At 71.7% G+C, this 24,126-nt stretch carries 24 protein-coding genes and 1 tRNA gene; 16 read left to right on the top strand and 9 right to left on the bottom strand.

Features of this window, described 5'->3' with window-relative positions:
• Positions 1-78 precede the first annotated feature (78 nt).
• The gene (locus EUA94_RS13915; protein WP_129427480.1) at positions 79-1,059 is read right to left on the bottom strand and encodes a lytic transglycosylase domain-containing protein; all 981 of its coding nucleotides are present in this window, start codon (positions 1,057-1,059) and stop codon (positions 79-81) included.
• 88 nt (positions 1,060-1,147) lie between these two features.
• Positions 1,148-1,813, bottom strand: coding sequence for a hypothetical protein (locus EUA94_RS13910; protein WP_129427479.1), 666 nt, complete (start codon positions 1,811-1,813; stop codon positions 1,148-1,150).
• A gap of 177 nt (positions 1,814-1,990) precedes the next feature.
• Between EUA94_RS13910 and mfd the strand changes: the two genes are divergently transcribed.
• The 3 genes from mfd to EUA94_RS13895 are packed head-to-tail and all read left to right on the top strand — an operon-like array spanning position 1,991 to position 6,619.
• The gene (gene mfd / locus EUA94_RS13905; RefSeq protein ID WP_207210552.1) at positions 1,991-5,551 is read left to right on the top strand and encodes a transcription-repair coupling factor; all 3,561 of its coding nucleotides are present in this window, start codon (positions 1,991-1,993) and stop codon (positions 5,549-5,551) included.
• Complete coding sequence (locus tag EUA94_RS13900; RefSeq protein WP_129427478.1) at positions 5,548-6,219, top strand: hypothetical protein; 672 nt, start codon at positions 5,548-5,550, stop codon at positions 6,217-6,219. The genes mfd and EUA94_RS13900 overlap by 4 nt, the downstream gene beginning before the upstream one ends.
• Before the next feature lie 10 nt (positions 6,220-6,229).
• Positions 6,230-6,619 carry a MazG nucleotide pyrophosphohydrolase domain-containing protein gene (locus EUA94_RS13895; protein ID WP_242494868.1) on the top strand — a complete coding sequence of 130 codons (390 nt, stop codon included), beginning with the start codon at positions 6,230-6,232 and terminating at the stop codon, positions 6,617-6,619.
• Between the two features lie 71 nt (positions 6,620-6,690).
• Here EUA94_RS13895 and EUA94_RS13890 read toward each other — a convergent pair whose 3' ends face one another.
• Positions 6,691-7,143, bottom strand: a complete 453-nt coding sequence (locus EUA94_RS13890) for a helix-turn-helix domain-containing protein (RefSeq protein WP_129427477.1) — start codon at positions 7,141-7,143, stop codon at positions 6,691-6,693.
• 102 nt (positions 7,144-7,245) lie between these two features.
• Between EUA94_RS13890 and eno the strand changes: the two genes are divergently transcribed.
• From eno to EUA94_RS13860, 6 genes are all read left to right on the top strand, one after another.
• The gene (gene eno, locus EUA94_RS13885) at positions 7,246-8,523 is read left to right on the top strand and encodes a phosphopyruvate hydratase (RefSeq protein WP_129427476.1); all 1,278 of its coding nucleotides are present in this window, start codon (positions 7,246-7,248) and stop codon (positions 8,521-8,523) included.
• Between the two features lie 74 nt (positions 8,524-8,597).
• Positions 8,598-9,230 (top strand): FtsB family cell division protein, encoded by a 633-nt coding sequence (locus tag EUA94_RS13880; protein WP_129427475.1) that lies wholly within the window; start codon positions 8,598-8,600, stop codon positions 9,228-9,230.
• Positions 9,227-9,739 carry a DUF501 domain-containing protein gene (locus EUA94_RS13875; RefSeq protein ID WP_129427474.1) on the top strand — a complete coding sequence of 171 codons (513 nt, stop codon included), beginning with the start codon at positions 9,227-9,229 and terminating at the stop codon, positions 9,737-9,739. Before EUA94_RS13880 ends, EUA94_RS13875 begins: the two co-directional genes overlap by 4 nt.
• Positions 9,740-9,902: 163 nt before the next feature.
• Positions 9,903-10,829, top strand: a complete 927-nt coding sequence (locus EUA94_RS13870) for a Ppx/GppA phosphatase family protein (protein ID WP_129427473.1) — start codon at positions 9,903-9,905, stop codon at positions 10,827-10,829.
• Between the two features lie 10 nt (positions 10,830-10,839).
• Positions 10,840-11,655, top strand: coding sequence for a uracil-DNA glycosylase (locus tag EUA94_RS13865; protein ID WP_129427472.1), 816 nt, complete (start codon positions 10,840-10,842; stop codon positions 11,653-11,655).
• Positions 11,656-11,666: 11 nt separating this feature from the next.
• Positions 11,667-11,740: transfer RNA gene (locus EUA94_RS13860), tRNA-Leu, on the top strand.
• Between the two features lie 20 nt (positions 11,741-11,760).
• Here EUA94_RS13860 and EUA94_RS13855 read toward each other — a convergent pair.
• The 3 genes from EUA94_RS13855 to EUA94_RS13845 form a co-directional block, all read right to left on the bottom strand.
• Positions 11,761-12,444 carry a GAF and ANTAR domain-containing protein gene (locus tag EUA94_RS13855; protein ID WP_129427471.1) on the bottom strand — a complete coding sequence of 228 codons (684 nt, stop codon included), beginning with the start codon at positions 12,442-12,444 and terminating at the stop codon, positions 11,761-11,763.
• 136 nt (positions 12,445-12,580) lie between these two features.
• Entirely contained in the window at positions 12,581-14,530 is a 1,950-nt protein-coding gene (locus tag EUA94_RS13850; protein ID WP_129427470.1) for an elongation factor G, read from the bottom strand.
• 140 nt (positions 14,531-14,670) lie between these two features.
• Positions 14,671-15,054 (bottom strand): cupin domain-containing protein, encoded by a 384-nt coding sequence (locus tag EUA94_RS13845; protein ID WP_129427469.1) that lies wholly within the window; start codon positions 15,052-15,054, stop codon positions 14,671-14,673.
• Between the two features lie 56 nt (positions 15,055-15,110).
• Between EUA94_RS13845 and EUA94_RS13840 the strand changes: the two genes are divergently transcribed.
• Together EUA94_RS13840 and EUA94_RS13835 are read left to right on the top strand one after the other, a co-directional pair.
• Positions 15,111-16,385 carry a calcium-binding protein gene (locus EUA94_RS13840; RefSeq protein ID WP_129427468.1) on the top strand — a complete coding sequence of 425 codons (1,275 nt, stop codon included), beginning with the start codon at positions 15,111-15,113 and terminating at the stop codon, positions 16,383-16,385.
• Positions 16,386-16,540: 155 nt separating this feature from the next.
• Positions 16,541-17,389 (top strand): Bax inhibitor-1/YccA family protein, encoded by an 849-nt coding sequence (locus tag EUA94_RS13835; RefSeq protein WP_129427467.1) that lies wholly within the window; start codon positions 16,541-16,543, stop codon positions 17,387-17,389.
• 196 nt (positions 17,390-17,585) lie between these two features.
• On the opposite strand, the gene EUA94_RS13830 is transcribed toward EUA94_RS13835, so the two are convergent.
• Positions 17,586-18,623, bottom strand: coding sequence for an SGNH/GDSL hydrolase family protein (locus tag EUA94_RS13830; RefSeq protein ID WP_129427466.1), 1,038 nt, complete (start codon positions 18,621-18,623; stop codon positions 17,586-17,588).
• 96 nt (positions 18,624-18,719) lie between these two features.
• On the opposite strand from EUA94_RS13830, the gene EUA94_RS13825 reads away from it, so the two are divergent.
• Genes EUA94_RS13825 through EUA94_RS13805 form a run of 5 tightly spaced genes read left to right on the top strand, consistent with a single transcriptional unit; the run spans position 18,720 to position 23,153 of the window.
• Positions 18,720-20,114 (top strand): cystathionine beta-synthase, encoded by a 1,395-nt coding sequence (locus EUA94_RS13825; RefSeq protein ID WP_129427465.1) that lies wholly within the window; start codon positions 18,720-18,722, stop codon positions 20,112-20,114.
• Positions 20,111-20,548 carry a hypothetical protein gene (locus EUA94_RS13820; RefSeq protein ID WP_129427464.1) on the top strand — a complete coding sequence of 146 codons (438 nt, stop codon included), beginning with the start codon at positions 20,111-20,113 and terminating at the stop codon, positions 20,546-20,548. The genes EUA94_RS13825 and EUA94_RS13820 overlap by 4 nt, the downstream gene beginning before the upstream one ends.
• A 15-nt stretch (positions 20,549-20,563) precedes the next feature.
• Complete coding sequence (locus EUA94_RS13815) at positions 20,564-21,343, top strand: TSUP family transporter (protein ID WP_129427463.1); 780 nt, start codon at positions 20,564-20,566, stop codon at positions 21,341-21,343.
• A 36-nt stretch (positions 21,344-21,379) separates the two neighbouring features.
• A complete protein-coding gene (locus EUA94_RS13810) occupies positions 21,380-22,393 on the top strand; it encodes a YihY/virulence factor BrkB family protein (RefSeq protein ID WP_129427462.1) in 1,014 nt (337 codons plus the stop codon).
• 40 nt (positions 22,394-22,433) lie between these two features.
• Positions 22,434-23,153, top strand: coding sequence for a metallophosphoesterase family protein (locus EUA94_RS13805; RefSeq protein WP_165356896.1), 720 nt, complete (start codon positions 22,434-22,436; stop codon positions 23,151-23,153).
• A gap of 23 nt (positions 23,154-23,176) precedes the next feature.
• Here the strand turns inward: EUA94_RS13805 and EUA94_RS13800 are convergent, their stop codons facing one another.
• Together EUA94_RS13800 and EUA94_RS13795 are read right to left on the bottom strand one after the other, a co-directional pair.
• Positions 23,177-23,671 carry a Crp/Fnr family transcriptional regulator gene (locus tag EUA94_RS13800; RefSeq protein WP_165356895.1) on the bottom strand — a complete coding sequence of 165 codons (495 nt, stop codon included), beginning with the start codon at positions 23,669-23,671 and terminating at the stop codon, positions 23,177-23,179.
• Between the two features lie 78 nt (positions 23,672-23,749).
• Complete coding sequence (locus tag EUA94_RS13795; protein WP_129427459.1) at positions 23,750-24,112, bottom strand: YchJ family protein; 363 nt, start codon at positions 24,110-24,112, stop codon at positions 23,750-23,752.
• Positions 24,113-24,126: the final 14 nt, after the last annotated feature.

Below are 24,126 nucleotides of genomic sequence, written 5' to 3'. Positions count from 1 at the left end.
ACACCAGGAGGCCTTCACCCACCTACAGGTCAGACCGTGTCGTCACACGATCTCGACCAACGTGACTGGTCATCACATCTAGGGCAGCCGCTCCGGGTGGGCGGCGACGTACGCCCGGACGGGCACCGGCTGCCGGTGGACGTAGCCCTCGGGCAGCCAGACGCTCCCGACCTCGGTCAGGTAGTAGACCTGCCAGGCGAGGAAGCCGTCGAGCTGCCGCGGGTCGCGCTGCATCGCCCGCGCGTGCAGCGTGACGCCGCGGACGTAGGCCCACGAGTTGTTGTAGCGCCACAGCGCCGCACCCTTGTCGCGCGCGAAGCCGTTGGCCCGGAGCAGGCGTCCCGCGGCCAGGATCGCGTCGTGCGCGTCGTTGATGTCGCCGCCGGCGCCGTAGATGTCCCACGTGGTCGGGATGAACTGCATCGGCCCCTGGGCGCCCGCCACCGACGTGCCGCGGATCCGCCCGAAGGCGGTCTCGACCAGGTTGATCGCGGCGAGGTACTCCCAGTCCACGCCGAAGCGGCGCTCGGCCTCGCGATAGCTCCGCAGCAACGTGCGCGCGGACGCCGGTGCCACGATGCGCCACGCGGGCAGCTCGTCGGCGAGGTCGGCGCTCGAGGTCGGGTGCATCGAGCGGAACTCGCGGCGCGCGGCGACCGTCGTACGCACCCAGGCGCGGTCGTCCGGTCCGAGCCGGTCGAGCACGCGGGTCAGCCACGTGTGGCGTACGGCGATCTCGCGGACGGCGAGCTGCGCGGTGTGCCCGGCGGCGGCGAGTAGGTCGGCGTCCGGGGCGTCCGGGGCGTCCGGGGCGTCCGAGCGGATGACGTCCTGCGCCGCGGCCACCATGTCCGCGGCTTGCGCCGGCGTCGCCGGACGCGCGGGAGTGCCCGCCAGCGCGGGCGCCAACGGGTCGTCGCCGGGCACCTGCTCCGCGACCGCCGCGTCGGCAGGCCGCAGGTCGTCGTCGGCGGGTGCGGGGGACGGGCCGCCGCCGCAGGCGCCGGTCACCAGGACGCCCGCGGTCGCGAGTGCGGCGAGTAACGGCGTACGGGTCATGCCTCCACTGTCACACGCGACAGCGCTGTCGGAAACGACGCCGGCCCGGCAGAGGTGATCTGCCGGGCCGGTGCGCGAGGCGTCGGGGTCAGCCGACGAACGTCTTCCAGACGAAGCCGTTGGCGAGGTACTTGTCGTCGCCCTTGATGACGAAGCTCCAGTACCAGGTGCCACCACGACGGGGCAGCGTGATCTTGTACTTGCCGGCCGAGGTGGTCTTGATCGTCTTGAAGGACTTGTAGCCCTTGTTCTGCTTCCTCGAGACCTTGATGACGATCTTCTTCTTGGCGTAGTCGGGCGTGACCTTGCCCTTGATCACGAAGCCCGACGACGGGTACGTGATCTTGCGGGCCACCTCGACGGTGAACGTGGCCGACTCGGTCGGCTGGTAGATGTCACCGTTGGACGCGGTGAAGCCGCTGTACGAGGCCTTGTACGTGGTGCCAGCCGCGGGCTTGACGTCCGTGAAGTAGGCGTACGCGCCGTCCGACGTGGCGACCGGGACGAACGTCGTGGAGCCGACCTCCTGCGCGAGGAGCGTGGTCGTGCCTCCGGGGGGTGCGAAGCCCTGCGACGAGTCGATGTCGACGTCGACAGTGAGCGCGTCGCCGTACACGACCCTCGTCTCGCTGGGCGCGGCGACCGCGGAGGTGGTGTAGGTGACCGCGGCCTGGGTGGGTGCGGCGATGGCGATCGGCGTGAGGCCGATGAGTCCTGCGGTGACCGAACCGGCCACGAGTCGAGTGATGCGCATGTTCCCCGTTGTTCCTCTCGAGATGAAGTCTGGGCAGGCCCGCGCTCGGGCGCCGGCCGTTCGTAGTGGTGCTACCCCGTGACGCCTGGGACAAACCACCACCCCCGTAGACTTCCAAACTCCCCCCGGCCTCTTCACGACGGGGGTCTTTCTGCGTGCTCCGAGAAGGGATCCACGGTGTCGTCCACGCCTCTCCTCGCCGTCGCCGGGCGCCTCGTCGCCGCGCCGACGCTCGCCGGTGCGCTGGCCGACGCGGCGGTGCGGCCCGCCCTCGACCTGACCGGCCCCGGAGCGGTCCGGCCGTTCGTCGTGCACGGCCTGGTCGAGCGCGGCCGTACGGTGCTGGCGGTCACCGCGACCTCCCGCGAGGCCGAGGACCTGGTCGAGGAGCTGACCGACCTCGTCGACCCCGACACCGTCGCCTACTACCCGAGCTGGGAGACGCTGCCGCACGAGCGGCTCAGCCCGCGCAGCGACACCGTCGGGCGGCGGCTCGCCGTGCTGCGCCGGCTCAAGCACCCCGGCACCGATGCCGCCAACGGTCCCCTCAAGGTCGTCGTCGCGCCGATCCGCAGCCTGCTCCAGCCGCAGGTGCCGGGCCTCGCCGACATCCCGCCGGTCGAGCTGGCGCCGGGCGACTCGCTGCCGCTCGAGGACGTCGTACGCGGCCTGGCGGAGGCGGCGTACACCCGCGTCGACATGGTCGAGCGGCGCGGCGAGTTCGCGGTGCGGGGCGGCATCGTCGACGTCTTCCCGCCCACCGAGGAACACCCGCTGCGCGTGGAGTTCTGGGGCGACGACATCGAGGAGATCCGCGCCTTCGCCGTCGCCGACCAGCGCACGCTCGAGACGGTGCAGCGCCTGTGGGCGCCGCCGTGCCGGGAGCTGCTGCTGACCGAGGACGTACGTCGCCGCGCCGCCGCGCTCGGCCAGGCGCACCCGCAGCTGCTCGAGCTCACCGACAAGATGGCCGCCGGCATCGCGGTCGAGGGCATGGAGTCGCTGGCCCCGGTGCTCGTCGACACGATGGAGCTCCTTGTCGACCTGATGCCCGCCGACACGACCGTGCTGCTCCTCGACCCCGAGCGGGCGCGCAGCCGCGCGCACGACCTCGTCGCGACGAGCGAGGAGTTCCTCGGGGCCTCGTGGGCGGCAGCCGCCGGCGGTGGGATCGCGCCCATCGACCTCGGCGCAGCGTCCTACCGCGAGATCGCCGACGTGCGCCTCCACGCCCTGGGCCTCGGGCACGCGTGGTGGTCGGTGTCGCCCTTCGGCCTCGACGAGGTCGACGACGCCTCCGTCACGCTGCCCACCCACGGCGCCGAGGCCTACCGCGGCGACCTCGAGCAGGCCATCGCCGACATCGGCGGCTGGGTCGACGAGGGCCTCGACGTCGTCGTGGTGCACGTCGGCCACGGGCCCGCCCAGCGCTTCGTCGAGCTGCTCGGTGAGCACGACATCGCGGCGCGACTCGTCGAGGAGGGCGGCACCGCCGGCCCCGGCGTCGTGACCGTGACGTGCGGCCACGTCGTGCACGGCCTCGTCGACGAGCAGGCCAAGGTCGCCGTCGTCACCGGCGACGACCTGTCGGGCCAGAAGACCTCCACCCGCGACATGCGCCGGATGCCCGCGCGCCGCAAGAAGCAGATTGACCCGCTCGAGCTCAAGGCCGGCGACTACGTCGTCCACGAGCAGCACGGCGTGGGCCGGTTCGTGGAGATGAAGCAGCGCGAGATCGGCGGAGCCGTCCGCGAGTACCTCGTCCTGACGTACGGCGCCAGCAAGCGCGGCGGCCCCAACGACATGCTCTACGTCCCGGCCGACACCCTCGACCAGGTCACCCGCTACGTCGGCGGCGAGAACCCCAGCCTCGACCGGCTCGGCGGTGGCGACTGGACCAAGCGCAAGAACAAGGCGCGTCGCGCGGTCCGCGAGATCGCGGCCGAGCTGATCAAGCTCTACGCCGCCCGGCAGGCGACCAAGGGGCACGCCTACGGCCCCGACACCCCGTGGCAGCGCGAGCTCGAGGACGCCTTCCCGTTCAACGAGACCGTCGACCAGCTGACGACCGTCGACGAGGTCAAGGCCGACATGCGCCAGGTCGTGCCGATGGACCGGCTCGTGTGCGGCGACGTCGGTTACGGCAAGACCGAGATCGCCGTACGGGCGGCGTTCAAGGCCGTGCAGGACGGCAAGCAGGTCGCGGTGCTGGTGCCGACGACGCTGCTCGTCACTCAGCACCTGTCGACGTTCTCGGAGCGGATGTCGGGCTTCCCTGTCGTCATCAAGGGACTCTCGCGGTTCCAGACCGACAAGGAGGCCAAGGAGGTCATCGCCGGCCTGGCCGAAGGTTCGGTCGACATCGTGGTCGGCACGCACCGCCTGCTCAACCCGGACATCAAGGTCAAGGACCTCGGCCTGATCGTCGTCGACGAGGAGCAGCGCTTCGGCGTCGAGCACAAGGAGCAGATGAAGCGGATGCGTACGTCCGTCGACGTGCTGTCGATGAGTGCGACGCCGATCCCGCGCACGCTCGAGATGGCGGTCACCGGCATCCGCGAGATGTCGACGATCACCACGCCTCCCGAGGAGCGGCACCCGGTCCTGACCTACGTCGGTGCCTACGAGGACCGCCAGGTCGTCGCAGCCGTACGCCGCGAGCTGCTGCGCGAGGGCCAGGTCTTCTACATCCACAACCGGGTGCAGTCGATCGAGAAGGCCGCGGCCCGGATCCGCGAGCTGGTGCCCGAGGCGCGCGTCGCCACGGCCCACGGGCAGATGGGCGAGCACGCCCTCGAGCAGGTCATGCTCGACTTCTGGGAGAAGCGCTTCGACGTGCTGGTGTGCACGACGATCGTCGAGAGCGGCCTCGACGTGTCCAACGCCAACACGATGATCATCGAGCGCTCCGACACTCTCGGCCTCTCGCAGCTCCACCAGCTGCGCGGTCGCGTCGGTCGCTCGCGGGAGCGGGCGTACGCCTACTTCCTCTACCCGGCCGAGAAGCCGCTCACCGAGACCGCCCACGAGCGCCTCGCCACTCTGGCGCAGCACTCCGACCTCGGCGGCGGCATGGCGATCGCGATGAAGGACCTCGAGATCCGCGGGGCCGGCAACCTGCTCGGCGGCGAGCAGTCCGGCCACATCGCCGACGTCGGCTTCGACCTCTACGTCCGGCTCGTGGGCGAGGCCGTGGCCGAGTTCAAGGGCGGCGGCGAGGACGAGGTGGCCGCGGAGGTCCGCATCGAGCTGCCCGTCGACGCGCACCTGCCGCACGACTACATCCCTAGCGAGCGCCTGCGCCTCGAGATCTACAAGCGCCTCGCGGAGGTGCGCACCGACGCCGACGTCGAGGAGGTCCGCGCCGAGCTGGTCGACCGCTACGGCGAGCCGCCGGAGGTGGTGCGGTCGCTGCTGTTCGTGGCGATGTTCCGCGCGCGGTGCCGCCAGGTCGGCGTCAGTGAGGTCACCGTGTCGGGCAAGTACATCCGGTTCGCGCCCGTCGACCTCCCCGAGTCCCGCGTCGTACGCCTCGAGCGGCTGCATCCGCGCAGCGTGGTCAAGCCCCCGGTGCGTACGATCCTCGTGCCGCGACCGCAGGGGACGGGGTTCCCCGTCCGTCCGGTGGCCGGCGTGGCCCTGCTTGAATGGGCCCGCGGCGTGATCGACGAGATCATCGCCCCGCCGACACCTCCACCAGCGGCACCGACAACCCCGACCAGCAGGAGCGACTCGTGAGCATGACCCGCCTGATGACGGCCGCGACGATCGGCGCCGCTGGTCTCCTGCTCACCGGGTGCGGCAGCGCCGCGCCGGGCGTGGCGGTCCAGGTCGGCGACGAGGTCCTCACCGTCCGCGACATCGACGCGACGACGTCCCACTACTGCACGGCGGTCGGCGAGCAGTTCGAGTCGACGGTGCCGATGAGCTTCGTGCGCCAGTACGTCGTCCAGCTCCTCACGCTGCGCTCGCAGGCCGAGCAGCTCGCCGACGACTACGGCGTCACGGCCGGCTCGACGTACCAGAACGACGTCGCGCAGCGGCAGGGCACCGCCAGGACGCTCCCCGAGGACGTCCGCGCCGACTACATCCGGCTGACGTCCGCGCCGTCCTACGCGCAGGACGTGGTCGACCAGATCGGCAAGGTCGTCCTCGACGACCAGGGCGTGACCGACCCGACGACCGAGCAGGTCACCCAGGCCGGCCTCGACGTCTTCAACCAGTGGCCCGACGCCAACGGGATCGACGTCGACCCGCGCTACGGCCTGGCCAGCGTCGACGGCGTGCTGAAGCCCGTCGACACCAACACCTCTGTGGCGGTCGGCGACACCGCCAAGCTCGGCCTCTCCGAGACGCCGGATCCCGGTTTCGCCGACACGCTCCCGTCGACGCACCGCTGCGGCTGAGCGGGCTCCGGTGCCGGTCGACGACTCGCCACTGGAGGCCTTCGCCGACCAGATGCGCCTCCTGCGTCGTGAGTGCGCCTGGAAGCGCGAGCAGACGCACACCTCGCTGATCCCGTTCGTCCGGGAGGAGGCCGAGGAGGTCGTGGAGGCGATCGAGTCGGGCGACCCGGCCGCGCTGTGCGACGAGCTCGGCGACCTGCTGCTCCAGGTGGTGATCCACGCGGTCATCGCCGAGGAGGCCGGCCACTTCACCCTCGACGACGTCGCCCGCGGCGTCATCGCGAAGATGGAGCGCCGCAACCCCCACGTCTTCGGCGACGCGGTCGCGCACGACGCGGCCGAGGTGCTGACCCTCTGGAACGCGGCCAAGGCCGCCGAGAAGGCCCACCGGACGGCATAGTCCGCATCAGACTTCTGGTGCTCCGGGCAGGGCGACGAGAACCTTGATGCGGACTACCGCGCTCGTCCGAGTCACGCCTCGCTGAGCGGCACCACCTCCGGGTCCGGCAAGAACGCGCCGACGTAGGCCGCGGTGACCGAGGCCCTCTCGTCGTACGAGCTCCGGGCCGGCAGCCAGATCCCGTCGGGCGGATGGACGTGCACGTCGCCCGGCGCGTCGATCTCCCACGTCGTCGGGTCGGCCCGCCACTCGGACGGCGAGGCGCCGAGCTCACGACGGAACGCGCGGACGAAGACGCCGTAGCCCCGGAAGCCGCAGTCGACGGCGATGTCCTGGAGCCGGAGGTCGGTCTCCCTCGCCAGCCACGCCGCGCGCTCGAGGAGGAGCCGGTCGCGGAACCGCGCCGGTGACTCACCGGCCATCGCGACCCGCAGTCGCGCCGCGTCCGGGTCGGCCGCGGGGTCGTCACCGGTGGCCGTCGCGCGGTCGACGTACGCACGGAAGTGGTCGGCGGCGGTGGTCATCGGGGCCACCGTACGGTCGCCCGCGGACACCCCGGCGACGCCGGGCTCTCACGTGGCTAGGCTGGCCGACGTCCCACGTCGTCCCCCTCAGGAGCACCCCTTATGTCGATCATCGCTGCAGTCGGCGCCCGCGAGATCCTCGATTCGCGCGGCAACCCCACCGTCGAGGTCGAGGTCCTCCTCGAGGACGGCGCGTTCGGCCGCGCGGCCGTGCCCAGCGGCGCCTCCACCGGCGCCTTCGAGGCGGTGGAGCTGCGCGACGGCGGCAAGCGCTACCTGGGCAAGGGCGTCCAGAAGGCCGTGGCCGGTGTCGTCGACAAGATCTCGGGTGCGGTCATCGGCCTCGACGCCGACGACCAGCGCCTCGTCGACCAGGCGATGCTCGACCTCGACGGCACCCACAACAAGGCCAAGCTCGGCGCCAACGCGATCCTCGGCGTGTCGCTCGCCACGGCCAAGGCCGCGGCCGAGTCGTCCGGGCTGCCGCTGTTCCGCTACGTCGGCGGTCCCAACGCCCACCTGCTCCCCGTGCCGATGATGAACATCGTCAACGGCGGCTCGCACGCCGACTCCAACGTCGACGTGCAGGAGTTCATGATCGCGCCGATCGGCGCCGGGACCTTCAGCGAGGCGCTCCAGCAGGGTGCGGAGGTCTACCACGCGCTCAAGTCGGTCCTGAAGAAGAAGGGCCTCTCGACCGGCCTCGGCGACGAGGGCGGCTTCGCCCCCAACCTCGACAGCAACCGCGCCGCGCTCGACCTGATCGCCGAGGCCGTGAAGTCGGCCGGCTTCGCGCTGGGCAAGGACATCGCGCTCGCGATGGACGTCGCGGCCAGCGAGTTCCACGACAAGAAGAAGTACACCTTCGAGGGCAAGAAGCAGACGACCGACCAGATGGTCGACTACTACGCCGACCTCGTCGCGTCCTACCCGATCGTCTCGATCGAGGACCCGCTCGACGAGGAGGACTGGGCCGGCTGGAAGGCGATGACCGACAGCCTCGGCGACAAGATCCAGATCGTCGGCGACGACCTCTTCGTCACCAACGTCGAGCGCCTCCAGCGCGGCATCGACGGCGGCCAGGCCAACGCGATGCTGGTGAAGGTCAACCAGATCGGCTCGCTCACCGAGACCCTCGACGCGGTCGAGCTCGCCCACCGTGCCGGCTTCCGCAACATGATGAGCCACCGCTCCGGCGAGACCGAGGACACGACCATCGCCGACCTCGCCGTCGCCACCAACTGCGGCCAGATCAAGACCGGCGCGCCGGCCCGCTCCGACCGCGTGGCGAAGTACAACCAGCTGCTCCGCATCGAGGACGAGCTCGGTGACGCGGCTCGCTATGCCGGTCGGGGTGCCTTCCCGCGATTCGGCGGCTGAACGAGGCAGCCCAATTGGTGCCGCGCGCTGCCGGCTACCGGGATTCGGCGGATGGACGAGGCAGACTTGCCGGCATGCCTTCCCAGCGCCGTACTCCCCGCGGCGGCAACGGCTCTCGTGGACCGAGGCAGAGCAGCTCGACACACCCGGGTGCCCGCGGTGCGCGTCCGCGCGCGGCAGGAGCCCGTACGCCGGTCGCCCGCGGTCCCGAGCCGACCACCGGAGCAGTGCGCACGGTCGCGGCGCGACCTGCCGCACGCCGGCCCCGCTTCACGGGTCGCGCTGCAGTCCTCGTGCTGGTGCTCGCCGTGCTGACCGTCTCGTACGCCTCGTCCCTGCGTGCCTACCTCCAGCAGCGCGAGCACATCGGCGACCTCAAGTCGCAGATCGTCGAGCGCGAGGCCAACATCGTCGACCTCGAGCGTGAGAAGCAGCGGTGGGACGACCCGGCGTACGTCAAGGCGCAGGCGCGCGCCCGCTTCGGCTACCTGATGCCCGGCGAGGCCGGCTTCGAGGTCATCGGTGTCGACGGCAAGCCGCTCGAGGCGCAGGCCTCGCTCAACGACCCGTCCGACGTGATCAAGACCGTGCCCAAGGCGTGGTGGACCGCGGCCTGGGAGTCGATGGAGCTGGCCGGCAACCCGCCCCCGCCCGGAGACGAGCCGGCCGACCTGGTCGACGGCTCCGTCAGCGGTGGGACGCAGTGAGCCCCATCGATCCTGCTGACGTCGCCGTGATCCGGGCCCAGCTCGAGCGCAAGCCGCGGGGCATCGACTCGGTCGGCCACCGGTGCCCGTGCGGCAACCCCGACGTCGTCACGACGGAGCCGCGGCTGCCCGACGGCTCGCCCTTCCCGACGACCTTCTACCTCACCTGCCCGCGCGCGGCGTCGCGCATCGGCACGCTCGAGGGCTCGCACGTGATGAAGGAGATGGAGGAGCGCCTCGGCACCGACGAGGAGCTCGCCGCCGCCTACCGCGCCGCGCACGAGCGCTACCTCGAGGCCCGTGCCGAGGTCGGCGCGCGAGCCGGGCTCGACGTACCCGAGATCGACGGCATCTCCGCCGGCGGCATGCCCGACCGGGTCAAGTGCCTCCACGTCCTCGCGGGCCAGTCGCTGGCGATGGGCCGCGGCGTGAACCCGCTCGGCGACGAGGTCCTCGACGCCCTCGGCGACTGGTGGTCCTCCGGTCCCTGCGTCACCGTCGACCCCTGACCGGGCAGTTCCTCGCGCTGGAGGCCAGTGACCTCCCCCCTTCCTCGCGCTGGAGACGTTCACCCACCGCGAGGAATCGCCCGGTCGGCGCCTCTCAGCGCGAGGAAGGGGGGAGGTCGGCACCGCTCAGCGCGAGGAATCGCCCGGTCGGCACAATGAGCCCATGCCCGGAGACCAGCACCTCGTGGCCGCGATCGACTGCGGGACCAACTCGATCAAGCTGCTCATCGGCAGGCGCCGACCCGACAGCACGCTCGACGTCGCGCTGAGGGCGTCGCAGGTGGTCCGGCTCGGCCAGGGGGTCGACCAGACCGGGACGTTGGCCGACGAGGCGCTGGAGCGCACGTTCGGCGCGCTCGACGAGCTCGCGGCGACCATCCGCGCCCACGACGTGCCTCCCGAGCGGGTCCGGTTCTGCGCGACCTCGGCCACCCGCGACGCCGACAACGCCGCGGTCTTCGCCGAGGGCGTACGCCGACGACTCGGCGTCGAGCCGGAGGTGCTGTCCGGCGACGAGGAGGCCGCGCTGGTCTTCGCCGGGGCCATCGCCGCCCAGAGCCCGGTGCCGCCGGAGCCCGTCCTCGTGGTCGACATCGGCGGCGGCTCGACCGAGCTGGTGCTGGGCGAGGGCGACGACCGGCAGGCCGTCTCGATGGACATCGGGTCGGTGCGCCTGCACGAGCGCCACCTCCGCAGCGACCCGCCGACGGCGGCCGAGATCGCCGCCTGCGTGGCGGACATCGACCAGCACCTCGACGCCTGCGGCATCCCGCTCGACCGGGCGCGGAGCGTGATCGGCACCTCGGGCACGATCAAGACGCTCGCCTGCGGGGTCCTGGACCTGGGTGCGTACGACCGTGAGGCCTTCGACCGCGCCGTGCTGGCCAACGCGGACACCGCCGCCTTCGTGGGCGAACTCGTCGCGATGACGGTCGACGAGCGGCGCGGGCTGCCCTACATGCACCCGGGCCGCGCCGACGTCATCGGCGCCGGAGCGCTCATCTGGACGCGCATCCTGGCGCGTGTGCCGGTGCCCGACCACATCGTCTCCGAGGCCGACATCCTCCACGGCATCGCCGCCGCGATCTGACGTGGCCAGCGTGAGGGGGCTGCCGCACCCCGTCGTCGGCGGCGACTTCTCCAGCCCTGTCGGCCCCGGCACCGGCTGGCCCGACGACCCGGCCGCGCGGGACACCCCAGTGGCTCGCGACGCGGACGACGTACGCCGTCTCGCGCAGGCCGACACCCTTGCCGAGCTCGACGCCCGGGTGAGCGTCTGCTCGGCGTGCCCGCGGCTGGTGACCTGGCGCGAGGACGTCGCGATCGAGAAGCGCGCGTCGTTCGCGGACCAGCCCTACTGGGGCCGGCCGATCCCCGGGTGGGGCGCTCCCGAGCCGTCGCTGCTCGTGGTGGGACTGGCGCCCGCCGCCAACGGCGGCAACCGCACCGGGCGGATCTTCACCGGCGACCCGAGTGCCGACTGGCTTTTCGCCAGCCTGCACCGCACCGGTTGGGCGGCCCAGGCGACCAGCGAGCACTCGGGTGACGGGCAGCGCCTGATCGACGCCCGGATGGTCGCCACCGTCCGGTGTGCGCCGCCCGACAACAAGCCGACCTCGGTGGAGCGCGACACCTGCGCGCCGTGGATCGCGGCCGAGCTGGTGCGCCTCCCGACGGTGCGCGCGGTCGTCGCCCTCGGCGCCTTCGGCTGGGATGGCGCGGTCCGCTCGTTGGCGGCGGCGGGCGCGCCGGCGCCCGCGAAGCGGCCGAAGTTCGGCCACGGTGCCGAGGTACGGCTCGACGACGTCACGCTGCTCGGTTGCTACCACCCGTCGCCGCACAACACGTACACCGGCCGGTTGACCCGGGAGATGACCGACGCGGTCTTCGAGCGCGCCCGCGCGCTGACAGACTGATCCAGCACGAGGCCCCGGTATCCCAACCGGTAGAGGAAGCGGTCTTAAAAACCGCACAGTCTGGGTTCGAACCCCAGCCGGGGCACCCCTACACCACGCGTCGGGCTAGCGCAGGTTGGCGTCGGCCACGAGCTCCTCCGCGACCGCGCGGAGCTTGATGTTGCGGTGCGAGGAGGCCCGTACGAGGAACGCGAAGGAGCGGTCGTCGCTCATCTGGTAGCGCTCCATCAACAGACCGATGGCCTGGCCGATGACGCGTCGGCTCTGCAGGCCCGCCGTCAGCTCCTCGCGTTCCTGGGCGTGCCCGAGGGCGATGGCCGCGTGGGTGGCGAAGAGCGGAGCGAGCGCCCGGGCGTCCTCGCTGACCTCGTCCGAGAACGTGGAGTAGAAGTTGATCCCGCCCAGGGTGTCGCCGTCGAGGTGGAGCTTGACCGCCAGCTGGGACCGCACTCCCAGCGCCAGCGCCTGCGGCACGAAGCGCGGCCACCGCTGCTCGTGGCGCAGGCTTGACACGGAGACGGCCTCGTCGCCCTGCAGGGTCGCCGAGCAGGGGCCCTCGCCCAGGCTGTACTGCAGCTTGTCGAGTGGCAGCACGAGGTCGCCCGTGAAGGCGCGCGTCTCGACGTCCCCCTTCTTCTCCAACGTCGAGATGCCCACGTGGTCGAACCCCGGCACGGAGTTGCAGGCGACCTCGACGATCGTCTGCAGGGTGTCGTCGAGGCTGCGGGGTCGGTAGAGGGTGCGGGCCGCCTCGGCGATGGACAGGGCGTACTCCGTGGGTGCGAGCATCGTGGCTCTCTCAGGGCACTGGAAGCGAGGCACACAGAGAGGCGCTCAGCACGAGACGCTGCAGACCAGCCGTGGACTCGAAAGGAGTGAGCCAAGCGGGTGCTGCCAGTGTAGTCCTGACGTCGAGCCATGCTGCTCAGACGCGTCGCGTCGGGGCCTGCCCGCGCACCGGTTGGTAGCCGTCGAACGTCGCCTCGAGCACGCCCTCGCCGCCGGTGAGGTCCGGCAGCTGGTGCTGGAGGTCGTGCAGCCGGGCCGCCACGAGGCGGGCGTCGAGCCGGGTGAGGTCGGCGGTCGCGGTCTGGCCGGTGACCTCCGTACCCCACCGACCGAGCAGGCGGAGCAGCTGCGGACCGTCCTGGGTGGGCACCTCGAGGGCCACCCGCAGCACCGGCTCGCACACCTGCGTCGTGGCCCGCGCCAGCGCCTGGCGTACGACGAGGGGGGTCAGCTTGCGGAAGTCCAGGGCCGTGGGCAGCGGACCGCGCTTCGACGGTGGGCCGTCGTACGAGGCGTAGCCGACCTCGGTGAGCGTCACCCGGCAGTCGGTCACCTCCCAGCCGGCGGGGCCGCGGGCCAGCGTGCGGGCGACGTGCTCGGCCATGACGGACGTGAAGTGCTCCACGGACTTGAAGAGGAACAGCGGCAGGTCGCGGAGCGGGACGTCGAGGTCGAACACCACCCCCGTGCCCTGCGCTGCTGGCGACAGCCGGAGCCCGATCGTCGCCCAGTAGGGGTTGGTCGGTGTGTTGAACCGCTCCACAGCAGTGCCGACGCGACGCAGCCGCTCGACGTGCAGCACGCTCGCCTCGGAGAACTCGACCTCGATGCCGTGCTCGTCGGCCAGGGTCGAGGCGATGACCTCCTGCTGGACGCGGCCGTAGAGGGAGACGGTCGCGTGGCCGTCCTCGTCGGTGCGCGCCGCGATGAGGGGGTCCTGGTCGGCGAGCTGGCCCAGCGCCGTGCGGAGCGCTGGCTCCTGCGCCGGGTCGCACGCCCGCACCGACGACTCCAGCGTCGGCGGCGGGAAGTGGTGGTCCTCGGCCCGGCTCGACGTGCCGAAGCCGTCGCCGACCCGTACGGCGCCCAGGCCGAGCAGTCGCGCGACCTGGCCCGTGCCCGCGGCCGCCGTACGTTCCCACCGCCCGTCGCGGAGCACCTGGACGCCCGTCACCTTCCCGGTCCGGCCGTCGGGCAGCTCGAGGCGCTGCCGCGCGCGGACCTCCCCGGAGAACATCCGGACGTACGCGACCTTGTCACCGGACTCGCCCCGGTCGACCTTGAACACCCGGCCCGAGGCAACATCTCCCGTGTCGGGATCCGTTGCCGGGTCTGCGTCGGGCAGCAGTGTGGCGATGGCGTCCATCAGGTCGGGGACGCCGGCCCCGGTCGCGGCCGACCCGGCGAACACCGGGTGCAGCGTGCCCGCGCGGGTCTGCGCGGCCACCAGGGCCATCAGCTGCTCGGGGGTGCGGCCCCGCCCGTCGACGTACGACGCCAGCAGCGCGTCGTCGTGCTCGGCGAGCGCGACCGTCTCGCGCTCGTGGAAGGCGTGGTCGCCGGGGGAGTGGGCCGTGTACGTCGCGGTCCGCGAGCCGAGCCCGGCAGCCGTCCCCATCGGCAGCAGGTCGGGCGTCAGTCGGCGGCGGACCGCGTCGAGCACGGCGTCGACGTCCGCACCCGCGCGGTCGATCTTGTTGACGAAGATGAGGGTCGGCACGCCGAGGCGCTGCAGCGCCCGCATGAGGATCCGGGACTGCGGCTGCACCCCCTCGACGGCGGACAGGACCAGCACGGCACCGTCCAGCACGCCGAGGACCCGCTCGACCTCGGCGATGAAGTCGGGGTGGCCCGGGGTGTCGACGACGTTGACGTCGAGGTCGCCGAGCGGGAAGCCGACGACCGCGGCCTTGATCGTGATGCCGCGCCGGCGCTCGAGCGCGAGGCTGTCGGTGCGGGTGGTGCCGGCGTCGACCGAGCCGGGCTCGTCGATCACCCCGGCGAGATGCAGGAGGCGTTCGGTGAGGGTGGTCTTACCGGCGTCGACGTGGGCGAGGATGCCCAGGTTGAGAGAGCGTGACGGCACGCGGGGTCCCTTCGAGGAGGTGGATGCGGACGGGAGCGTGCGTTGCTCGCATCTCGGTGCCTTCTCTCCTGGGACGTGGTGCTGGCCGGCCTCTCCGGCTCCCTGCACGGTAGGCAGGGCGGGGATCCACCCGCAACGGGTTAACCGCGCGGGCCGTCCACGTTGACGGTGGGGACGCCGCCACCCACCCGCGCGATGACTGCCAAGGACGGCTCGCCGGTCGGGTTCGACTCACGGTGCACGGTCCACGCCGGGACGTGCACGAAGTCGCCCGGCCCGGCGTCGAGGTAGCCCTCGTGGCCCTCGAACTCGAGCCGCAGCACGCCGCGCACGACGTACAGGCTCGACTCGTTGCGTTCGTGGTGGTGCCAGCCGGACACCGCTCCCGGCTCGGTCTCGACCTGGCCGGCCCACAGGAGCGGCAGCTCGAAGGCCCGCGCGCGCTGCATGCCGAGCGTCGGGTCGGCCGACTCGAGGTCGGCCGGAGTGAAGACCCGCACGGGGCGGGGCAGGTCGGTGCTCATCGCCCCAGATTGCCACGGCGGGACCTCGCATACCCTCGACCGGCAAGGGGGTTCCCATGTCATCTCGGACCACGCTCGACACCATCGTCGGCGCGCTGGCGCTCGGCGTCACGTTCCTCAGTGCGCCCGCCCACTCCGCGGCGGCGACGTGCGCCGGGGTGCCGGCCACCATCGTCGGCACCGCGGGCGGCGACGAGCTCGTCGGCACCGCGGGCGACGACGTGATCGCTGCGCTCGACGGCCAGGACACGATCGACGCGGGCGCCGGAAACGACCTCGTCTGCGGCGACGCGGGCGCCGACGCCCTCGTCGGGGGAGACGGCAACGACCGGCTGTACGGCGGCACCAACGGACTGGTGCCGCTCTTCGAGAGCGAGCCGGAGTCGCGCGGCGACACCCTCGTCCCGGGGCCCGGCGACGACCTCGTCGACGTGGGCGTCAACACCGTGCTGCGCGACGACGGCTGGAACAGCCCCGACACGGTCGACTACTCCGCCTCGGCAAGCGGCGTCGTGGTCGACCTCGTCAGCGGCGTCGCGACCGGCGAGGGCAACGACATCGTCGTCGTCGCCCAGCCCGAGCCGGCGTACGGAGCGGTCGTCGAGCTGCTCGGCTCCGGCCACCCCGACCACCTGCTCGGCACCGAGGGACCCGACCAGCTCGTCGGCAACGGTGCCGGCGACCGGATCGAGGGCCGCGGGGGCGACGATCTCCTGATGAACGCCTGGGACGCCTACGAGTACGACGCCGCGCCCGGCGAGAGCCTCGACGACCACTTCGACGGAGGTGCCGGCGACGACTTCCTCGACTCGACCGGTGGCACCGACGTGCTGCTGGGCGGCGACGGCGCCGACCACCTCCGCAAGGAGGGCGGCCCGGGCACGCTGGACGGCGGCGCCGGCCGTGACGAGCTGGAGGTCTACCTCGGCTCCGGCCGGCAGAGCCTGACGGGCGGCCGGGGTCGAGACGAGGTGTTCCTCGACGTGCTCGACAGCGGGGCCCGGGCACGCGGGGTGATGGACCACGCCCGCCAGCGCTTCCTCGTACGCCTCGCGCAGCGGTCCCCGATCCGCGCCCGCGTCCTCGACGTCGAGCGGGTGCGCATGCCCGACGGCCCCGGCCGCTGGACCTACCTCGGCACGCCGGGGGACGACCGCGTTGTCGGCGGGGCGGCGTACACCGCGAGGGGCAGGGACGGCGACGACGTCCTCATCGGGTCGTACGCCGACGACGTGCTGCTCGGCGGTCCAGGACGCGACCGCGTCGTGGGCGGTCGCGGCGACGACCGGTGCCGCGGCGAGGACATGGTGGGCTGCGAGGAAGTCCGATGAGCAACCTGAGAAGTTGCTGTGACGGGAACAGCCGACCCGCCGTGCGCGTTTGAACAAGTGTCACCCCGGCTAGAGTGGTGTGACGTGACAGGCGCCGTCACCGCGACGACGTCGAAAGCCCCCGCTGCTGCGAGGGCGGCCTCCAAGGAGAGACCATGAGAAGCAACAACCCCGTGTTCAACCGTTCCGAGGAGTTCAACCGCGCCTCGTCGAACCAGACCTACGCCGGCGGGGGTCAGTCCTACCCCGGCTACGGCGACACGAGCACCGACCCGTCCCAGTGGGGCACCGGCGCGCCCGGCACCCCCGGCCAGGCCGACCAGGGCCGGATGACGGTCGACTCGGTGGTGCAGAAGACCGCCATCTCGATCGCGCTGGTCTTCGCTGCCGCGTTCGCGACCTGGTGGTGGATCGGTGACGTCGACGAGACCGCCGACCTCGGCCGGATCGGCCTGCTCGCGATGCTCGGCGCCGGTGGCGCCTTCTTGCTGTCGCTGGTCAACTCCTTCAAGAAGGTGATCAGCCCGGCCCTGGTGATGGCGTTCGCGCTCGCCGAGGGTGTGGCCCTCGGTGCGATCAGCGCCTTCTTCGAGGCGCAGTACCCCGGCATCGTGATGAGCGCCGTGCTCGGCACCTTCGGCGCGTTCGCCGGAACGCTTGCGGCCTACAAGTTCCTCAACATCAAGGTCGGCGACAAGTTCCGCCGCGGCGTCGTGGCCGGCATGTTCGGCATGGTGGGCCTCGGCCTGCTGTCCCTGGTGCTCAGCCTCTTCGGCGTCCAGTCGCCCCTCTACGGCAACGGCCCGATCGGCTTCCTGTTCGCCCTCGCCGGCCTGGTCCTCGGTGTCTTCATGCTCATCCTCGACTTCGACTTCGTCGAGAACGGCGTCGCCGCCGGTCTCCCGGAGCGCGAGTCGTGGCGCGCGGCCTTCGGCCTGACCGTCAGCCTCGTGTGGATCTACACCAACCTGCTGCGGATCCTCGCGATCATCCGCGGCGACTGATCAACCCGCTCAACTCCGCTGGCCCGTCCGAGTCTCACCCGGGCGGGCCGGCGTCATTTCAGGCCGTGCTGCCGAGCGGTGGTCCACCCACATTTCGAGCTGTGGAAACGTAGCTGGACCACCGCTCACGACGTACGACACGTGTTGCCTCCGGAGAGCGGTGGTGGAGCCACGTTCCGAGCGGAGAAAACGTGAGTCAGTCACCGCTCGACGAAGCGGCTGCGGGGTCGTGGTCCTCGTGCTCGCCGGGGGACTCCGCGTCGGTGGCGGGGCGACGGCGGCGGTGCCGGAGCTCGACCCAGCGGCCGCGGAGGCCGCGCTGGTTGCCGCCGACCTCCGTGCCGTCGACCTCGGTGCCGGGCGTACGCGCCGCGCGGACCGCCGCGGCGGCCACGGGCAGGATCCCCTCGCGACGCCGCGGCTCCGGGAGCGACTCGTCGTCGGGGAGCAGGTCGAGGGCAGCCAGGCAGGACGGGATGAGGACCGACGCCAGCTGGCGGTAGCCGTCGGACGACGGGTGGAACCGGTCCGGGCCGAAGAGCAGCGCCGGGGCCGCCTCGAACTCCGGTCCGAGGATGTCGCCGAGGGAGACCGAGCGTCCGCCGTTCTCCACGACCGTGATGGTCTGGGCGGCAGCGAGCCGGCGCGACCACTCGCGCGCCACCTGCTTCAGCGGCGGCGGGATCGGCCGGATGGTGCCGAGGTCGGGACACGTGCCGACGACGACCGCGATGTCCGCCTCGCGCAGTCGACGTACGCCCTCGGCGAGGTGGCGTACGGACGCCGACGGCAGCACCGTGTGGGTGACGTCGTTGGCGCCGACGAGGACGACGGCGAGGTCGGGGTGGGTGCCGATGGCGGCCTCGGCCTGGTCGGCGAGCGCGCTGGACATCGCGCCGACCTTCGCGAAGGAGCGCAGGTGCACGCGTCGGTCGGCCTGCGCGGCGACGCCGCTGGCCAGGTGGGCGCCGGTCGTGTCCTCGACGCGGTCCACGCCGTAGCCGGCGGCGCTGGAGTCGCCCAGCAGCGCGATCCGGATCGCCGGGCCCGGCCGGCCGCGGCCGTACCACCCGGTCGAGTCCGGCGCCGTGCCCGTGGCGTTGCCGATCACCTTGCGCGCGATCTTCGCCTCGGCCACCAGGACGCCGTAGAGCCCCGCGCCGAGCACGGAGAGTCCGCCGCCGCCCAGGGCGGCGGCCGATGCCAGCTTGCGTGCTGCTCCTGTCGCCCCCACAGTCCGGAGCCTACGCACTCGATCGAGCCGGTTCCGGGAGGGGCGAGGGACAACGCCATTGCCTGTTATGGAGCGGTAGGTCGATACATTGACCGGGTGCAGTACGTGAACTCGCTCCTCGACCTCATCGGCAACACTCCGCTCGTCCGGCTCGGCCGGACCCTGGACCTCGAGGACGGCCCGCTGGTCCTCGCCAAGGTGGAGTACCTCAACCCCGGCGGGTCCGTGAAGGACCGCATCGCCAGCCGGATGATCGAGGCCGCGGAGGCCTCGGGCGCCCTGCAGCCGGGCGGCACGATCGTCGAGCCGACCTCCGGCAACACCGGTGTCGGACTGGCGATGGTGGCCCAGCAGAAGGGCTACAAGTGCGTCTTCGTGTGCCCCGACAAGGTCAGCGAGGACAAGCGCAACGTGCTCAAGGCGTACGGCGCCGAGGTCGTGGTCTGCCCGACCGCCGTCGCGCCGGAGCACCCGGACTCCTACTACAACGTCAGCGACCGGCTCTCGCAGCAGCCCGGCGCCTGGAAGCCCGACCAGTACTCCAACCCGCACAACCCGCGCTCCCACTACGAGACCACCGGTCCGGAGATCTGGGAGCAGACCGACGGGAAGATCACCCACTTCGTCACCGGCATGGGCACCGGCGGCACGATCAGTGGCGTCGGGCGCTTCCTCAAGGAGCAGGCCGCCCTTGCTGGGACTGAGGTCCAGGTGATCGGTGCCGACCCGGCCGGCTCGGTCTACTCCGGTGGCACCGGTCGCCCCTACCTCGTCGAGGGCGTGGGTGAGGACTTCTGGCCCGAGACGTACGACAAGACCGTCGCCGACCGGGTCATCGAGGTCTCCGACGCCGACTCCTTCTCCTTCACCCGTCGCCTGGCCCGCGAGGAGGCCATGCTCGTCGGCGGCTCGGCCGGGATGGCGGCCTTCGCGGCCCGCCAGCTCGCCCACGAGCTTGCCGCCGAGGGGCGTACGGACGCCGTCATCGTGGTGCTGCTGCCCGACTCCGGCCGCGGCTACCTCACCAAGGTCTTCAACGACGACTGGCTCGGCCAGTACGGTTTCGCGACCGGCGCCGAGGCCGACCACCGTACGGTTGGCGAGGTGCTGCGCGGCAAGTCCGGCAAGCTGCCCGACCTGGTCCACACCCACCCTGGCGAGACCATCGCCGAGGCCGTGCACATCCTGCAGGAGTACAGCGTCAGCCAGATGCCCGTCGTCCGCGCCGAGCCGCCGATCGTGGCCGCGGAGGTCGCGGGCTCGGTCTCGGAGCGCACGCTCCTCGACGCGCTGTTCACCGGCAAGGCCAAGATGACCGACCGCGTCGAGGACCACATGTCCGCCGCGCTGCCGACCATCGGTTCCACCGAGGCCGCCAGCGACGCCGTGTCGCTGCTGGAGAAGGCCGACGCCGTGCTGGTGCAGGAGGACGGGAAGCCCATCGGCGTCCTGACCCGCCAGGACCTGCTCACCTTCGTGGCGCTGCAGTGAGCGCCCGCCTGCGCGGTGCCGCGCTCGTGCTCGCCTGCGTCGCGTCCCTCGCTGCGTGCGGCGGTGGCGATGACGTCAACACCGGCACCGACCCGGTCGAGGTGGAGGTCGGCAAGGGCTTCAGCTGGAACGGCTTCGTCGTCGACGACGGGTGGGAGCTCAACGCGATCAAGCGCCCCGCCGGTGCCGAGGAAGTGACCACGCCGGAGGTCAAGGGCACGATCACGAACACCGACGACGAGGAACGCGCCGCGATCTTCCAGATGGTCTTCTCGGCCGACGGCGATGCCCTCGCCACCGTCAACTGCACGGCCGGCAAGATGGCCAAGGACCAGTCGCAGTCGCTGGTCTGCCCCGGGCTGAGTGCCGAGATGCCCGAGGACTACGACGCCGTCGTCGTGCAGGAGTTCACCCGAGACACCAGCTCGAGCTGACAGGCAGTCGGCGGCATGGGAGACCTGACCCTCGAGGTCACCCTCTTCCTCGTCCTCGCGGCGCTGGTCGCAGGGTTCGTCGACGCCGTCGTCGGTGGTGGCGGGCTCGTCCAGCTCCCCGCCCTGCTCGTCGGCCTGCCGGGCGCTTCGGTGGTGCAGATCGCGGCCACCAACAAGCTGGCGTCGTTCTGCGGCACGTCGATCAGCGCGACGACGTACGTCCGGCGCATCCGCCCGGACCCGCGGACGTTCCTGCCGCTGATGCTCGCCGCCTTCGTCGGGTCGACGGGTGGCGCGCTCGTGGCCTCGCTGCTGCCGCGCAGCGCCTTCGACCCGATCATCCTGGTCGTCCTCGTGCTCGTCGGTTGCTACGTCTGGTTCAGGCCGAGTGTCGGTGAGCTGACCAGCCTGCGCTTCCAGGGCGGCCAGCACCTCACCGCCGTGCTGATGACCGGGCTCACGATCGGCTTCTACGACGGGTCGATCGGACCCGGCACCGGTTCGTTCCTCGTCTTCGCGCTCGTCGGGCTGCTCGGCTACAACTTCCTCGAGGCCTCCGCCAAGGCCAAGCTGGCCAACTGGGCGACCAACCTCGCGGCACTGATCGTCTTCGTCCCCCAGGGCGCGGTCATCTGGGAGCTGGCGCTGCCGATGGCCGCGGCGAACATCGTCGGTGGCTACCTCGGTGCGCGGGTCGCGATGGCGAAGGGCGCGAGGTTCGTCCGCGCGTTCTTCCTCGTGGTGGTCTCCGGCTTCGTGGTCCGGCTCGGCGGGGACGTGCTCGGCTGGTGGTGACGGCCGCATGGGGGAGCGACCGGTAACCTCCCCCTCGTGGGAGCCGTCAGTTCAGTCGACGAGTTCCAGCGCCGCCATCCCGTCATCGGCTTCCCGCTGGCCGTGGTCTACAAGTACTTCGACGACCAGGGCCCCTACCTCGCCTCGGCGCTGACCTACTACGCCTTCATCGCGATCTTCCCGCTGATGCTGCTCGGCACCTCGATCCTCGGGATCATCCTGCGCGGCGAGCCGAACTGGCAGCAGGCGATCCTCGACTCCGCGCTGGCCCAGTTCCCGATCATCGGCGACGAGCTCGGCCGCCCCGAGGGCCTCCAGGGCTCGTTCGCCGGCGTCGCGGTCGGTGGTGTCGCCGCGCTCTACGGCGCGATGGGGCTCGGCCAGGCCCTCCAGAACACCCAGCACGTCGCCTGGTCGGTGCCGCGCAACAGCCGGCCCAACCCGGTCTACGCCCGGGTCAAGACGCTCGTGCTGCTGGTCACTGCGGGCTTCTCGCTGCTCGCCGTGTCGATCGTGTCCACCGTCGCGAGCACGACGGACGCGTTCACCGAGGTGCTCGGCCCGGGCATCAAGGTGCTGCTCCCGGTGCTGACCATCGCGGTCGTCGGCACGTTCCTCACGCTCCTCTTCCGCTACGCCGCGACCGGTCAGCACTCGTTCCGCCGCGCCGCGCCGGGCGGTTTCACCCTCGCGCTGATGTGGCAGGGACTGCAGTACGCCGGAGCCGCGTACGTCGACCGGGTGCTGGTCGACACCACCTCGATGACCAAGACGTTCGGGCTCGTCCTCGGCCTGATCGGCTTCCTCTGGATCGGCGCCGTGATGGCCGTGCTGGCGATGGAGGTCAACGTCGTCCTGTCCCGGCGGCTCTGGCCGCGCGCCCTGCTCACGCCGTTCACCGACAACGTCCAGCTCACCGACGCCGACCGTCGGGCGTACGCGTCGTACGCCCGGATGCAGCGGCACAAGGGTTTCGAGAAGGTGTCGGTGGTCTGGGAACCCGGACCGGCCGAGATCGACGCGTCGGAGGAGAAGACCGAGGAGTCGTAGGACCTGCCCTCGACGCCGAGGGTGCGCGAGGATGTGCCGCATGCGGATCCTTGTCGTCTCGGACCTGCACTACCGGCTCCCTCACTACGACTGGCTCGTCACCGCCTCCGAACAGGTCGACGCCGTGGCGATCGTCGGCGACCTCGCCGACGTCGTCAGCGCGGTGCCGCACGAGATGCAGACCGTCGTGCTCGCGAAGTACCTCGGTCTGCTCGCGGACCGGACCACCGTGCTCGCGGCCTCGGGCAACCACGACCTCGACGGTCCGGGAAGCCACGGCGAGCAGGTGGCCGGCTGGCTGCGGAGGCCGGTGCACGGGTCGCTGCACGTCGACGGAGCAAGCGTCGACATCGGGGACACGAGGTTCACCGTGTGCCCGTGGTGGGACGGGCCGGTCACCCGCGAGGAGGTCTCCGCCCAGCTCGCCGCAGCAGCGGTGGACCGGCCCGCGCGCTGGGTGTGGCTCTACCACGCCCCTCCGGCGGGCACACCGTTGTGCGACGACGGGCGACGGACCTTCCCCGACGAGGAGCTCGCCTCGTGGATCGCCGAGCACCAGCCCGACATCGTGCTCTGCGGCCACATCCACCAGGCGCCGTGGATCGCCGGCGGGACCTGGCACGCCCGGTTGGGCAGGACCCGGGTCTTCAATGCCGGCAAGCAGATCGGCAAGGTGCCGGCGCACATCACCCTGGACACCGACGCGATGACCGCCGCGTGGTTCGGGGTCTTCGAGTCCGAGACGATCAGCCTGGCCTGAGCGACCAGCGCTCGGCATGCCGCTCAGTGGGAGTGGTGGTCTCCCTCGGGGTCGCGTGACGACCCCGTCCGTGCGCGCGGGGCCTGGTGGTGCACGAGCGTGTCGAGGATCTGGTCGACCATGCCGAGGTGGTCGCCGGCGTCGGCGTACTGCCGCTTGACGTCGACGAGGTAGTGCGTCAGGCCGTCCAGTCGCGTTGCTGTCGTCCGCAGCACCGCGAGGGCCGCACCCGGCCGGTCGGAGAGGAAGGCCAGCGGGTCGTCCACGACGTGCACCCGTACGTCGCCGACGGCACGCACGGTGGCCGTGGCGGGGATGGCGAGGACCGCGGACATCTCACCGAAGACGGCGCCAGGGGTGTCGATCCTCGCGAAGGCGACGCCGTCGTGCTCCACGACGACCTCGCCGGCGGCGAGCACCAGCATCCGCCCGGGGTGCGCTCCCTCCTCGATCAGCACGGCACCACCGGGGACGGTCTCGACACCTTGGTCGTCGGCGAACGAGAGGAGGTCGGTCACCCGCCCAGTGTGGGGGACGTGGCCGCCGAGCGACAGGGTCGACCAGATCGGTCAGATCGGTCAGATCGGTCAGGTCGGTCAGGTCGGGCGTCGGACGCCGTCGACGTAGACCCAGCGGCCGGCCCGCTGCTCGAAGCGGCTCACCTCGTGCATCCGCCCGGTCTCCGAGGTTGCCACGAACTCGACCGTGTCTCCCTCGGCGGAGACGATCCGGAGCCCCGTCCACCGGGTGGCCGGGTCGAGGTCGATGTCGTCGGGGCGGGTGCGCGGGTGCCAGGTGCGGAACAGGTGGTCGGCGTCGCCGGTCGCGTGCGCGGTGTAGCGCGAGCGCATCAGCTGCTCCGGCGAGGTCGCCTGCGCGGTGTTCGCCAGCAGCGGCCCGCAGCACGCGTCGTACGTCGCCCCGGATCCGCACGGACAGCTCGACTGGAGGGGAGGCACGGGCCACAGCCTAG

Source organism: Nocardioides zhouii (assembly GCF_004137345.1).
Lineage (GTDB): Bacteria > Actinomycetota > Actinomycetes > Propionibacteriales > Nocardioidaceae > Nocardioides > Nocardioides zhouii.
Note: the sequence above shows the minus strand (reverse complement) of the source record. Positions and strands in the feature narration are given on the sequence as shown.

What these genes read in the sequence shown, in the direction of transcription:
- EUA94_RS13915 (WP_129427480.1), bottom strand. Translation starts at nt 1,059, where the DNA reads ATGACCCGTACGCCGTTACTCGCCGCACTCGCGACCGCGGGCGTCCTG.
- EUA94_RS13910 (WP_129427479.1), bottom strand. Translation starts at nt 1,813, where the DNA reads ATGCGCATCACTCGACTCGTGGCCGGTTCGGTCACCGCAGGACTCATC.
- EUA94_RS13890 (WP_129427477.1), bottom strand. Translation starts at nt 7,143, where the DNA reads ATGACCACCGCCGCCGACCACTTCCGTGCGTACGTCGACCGCGCGACG.
- eno (WP_129427476.1), top strand. Translation starts at nt 7,246, where the DNA reads ATGTCGATCATCGCTGCAGTCGGCGCCCGCGAGATCCTCGATTCGCGC.
- EUA94_RS13880 (WP_129427475.1), top strand. Translation starts at nt 8,598, where the DNA reads ATGCCTTCCCAGCGCCGTACTCCCCGCGGCGGCAACGGCTCTCGTGGA.
- EUA94_RS13870 (WP_129427473.1), top strand. Translation starts at nt 9,903, where the DNA reads ATGCCCGGAGACCAGCACCTCGTGGCCGCGATCGACTGCGGGACCAAC.
- EUA94_RS13855 (WP_129427471.1), bottom strand. Translation starts at nt 12,444, where the DNA reads ATGCTCGCACCCACGGAGTACGCCCTGTCCATCGCCGAGGCGGCCCGC.
- EUA94_RS13845 (WP_129427469.1), bottom strand. Translation starts at nt 15,054, where the DNA reads ATGAGCACCGACCTGCCCCGCCCCGTGCGGGTCTTCACTCCGGCCGAC.
- EUA94_RS13840 (WP_129427468.1), top strand. Translation starts at nt 15,111, where the DNA reads ATGTCATCTCGGACCACGCTCGACACCATCGTCGGCGCGCTGGCGCTC.
- EUA94_RS13835 (WP_129427467.1), top strand. Translation starts at nt 16,541, where the DNA reads ATGAGAAGCAACAACCCCGTGTTCAACCGTTCCGAGGAGTTCAACCGC.
- EUA94_RS13815 (WP_129427463.1), top strand. Translation starts at nt 20,564, where the DNA reads ATGGGAGACCTGACCCTCGAGGTCACCCTCTTCCTCGTCCTCGCGGCG.
- EUA94_RS13805 (WP_165356896.1), top strand. Translation starts at nt 22,434, where the DNA reads ATGCGGATCCTTGTCGTCTCGGACCTGCACTACCGGCTCCCTCACTAC.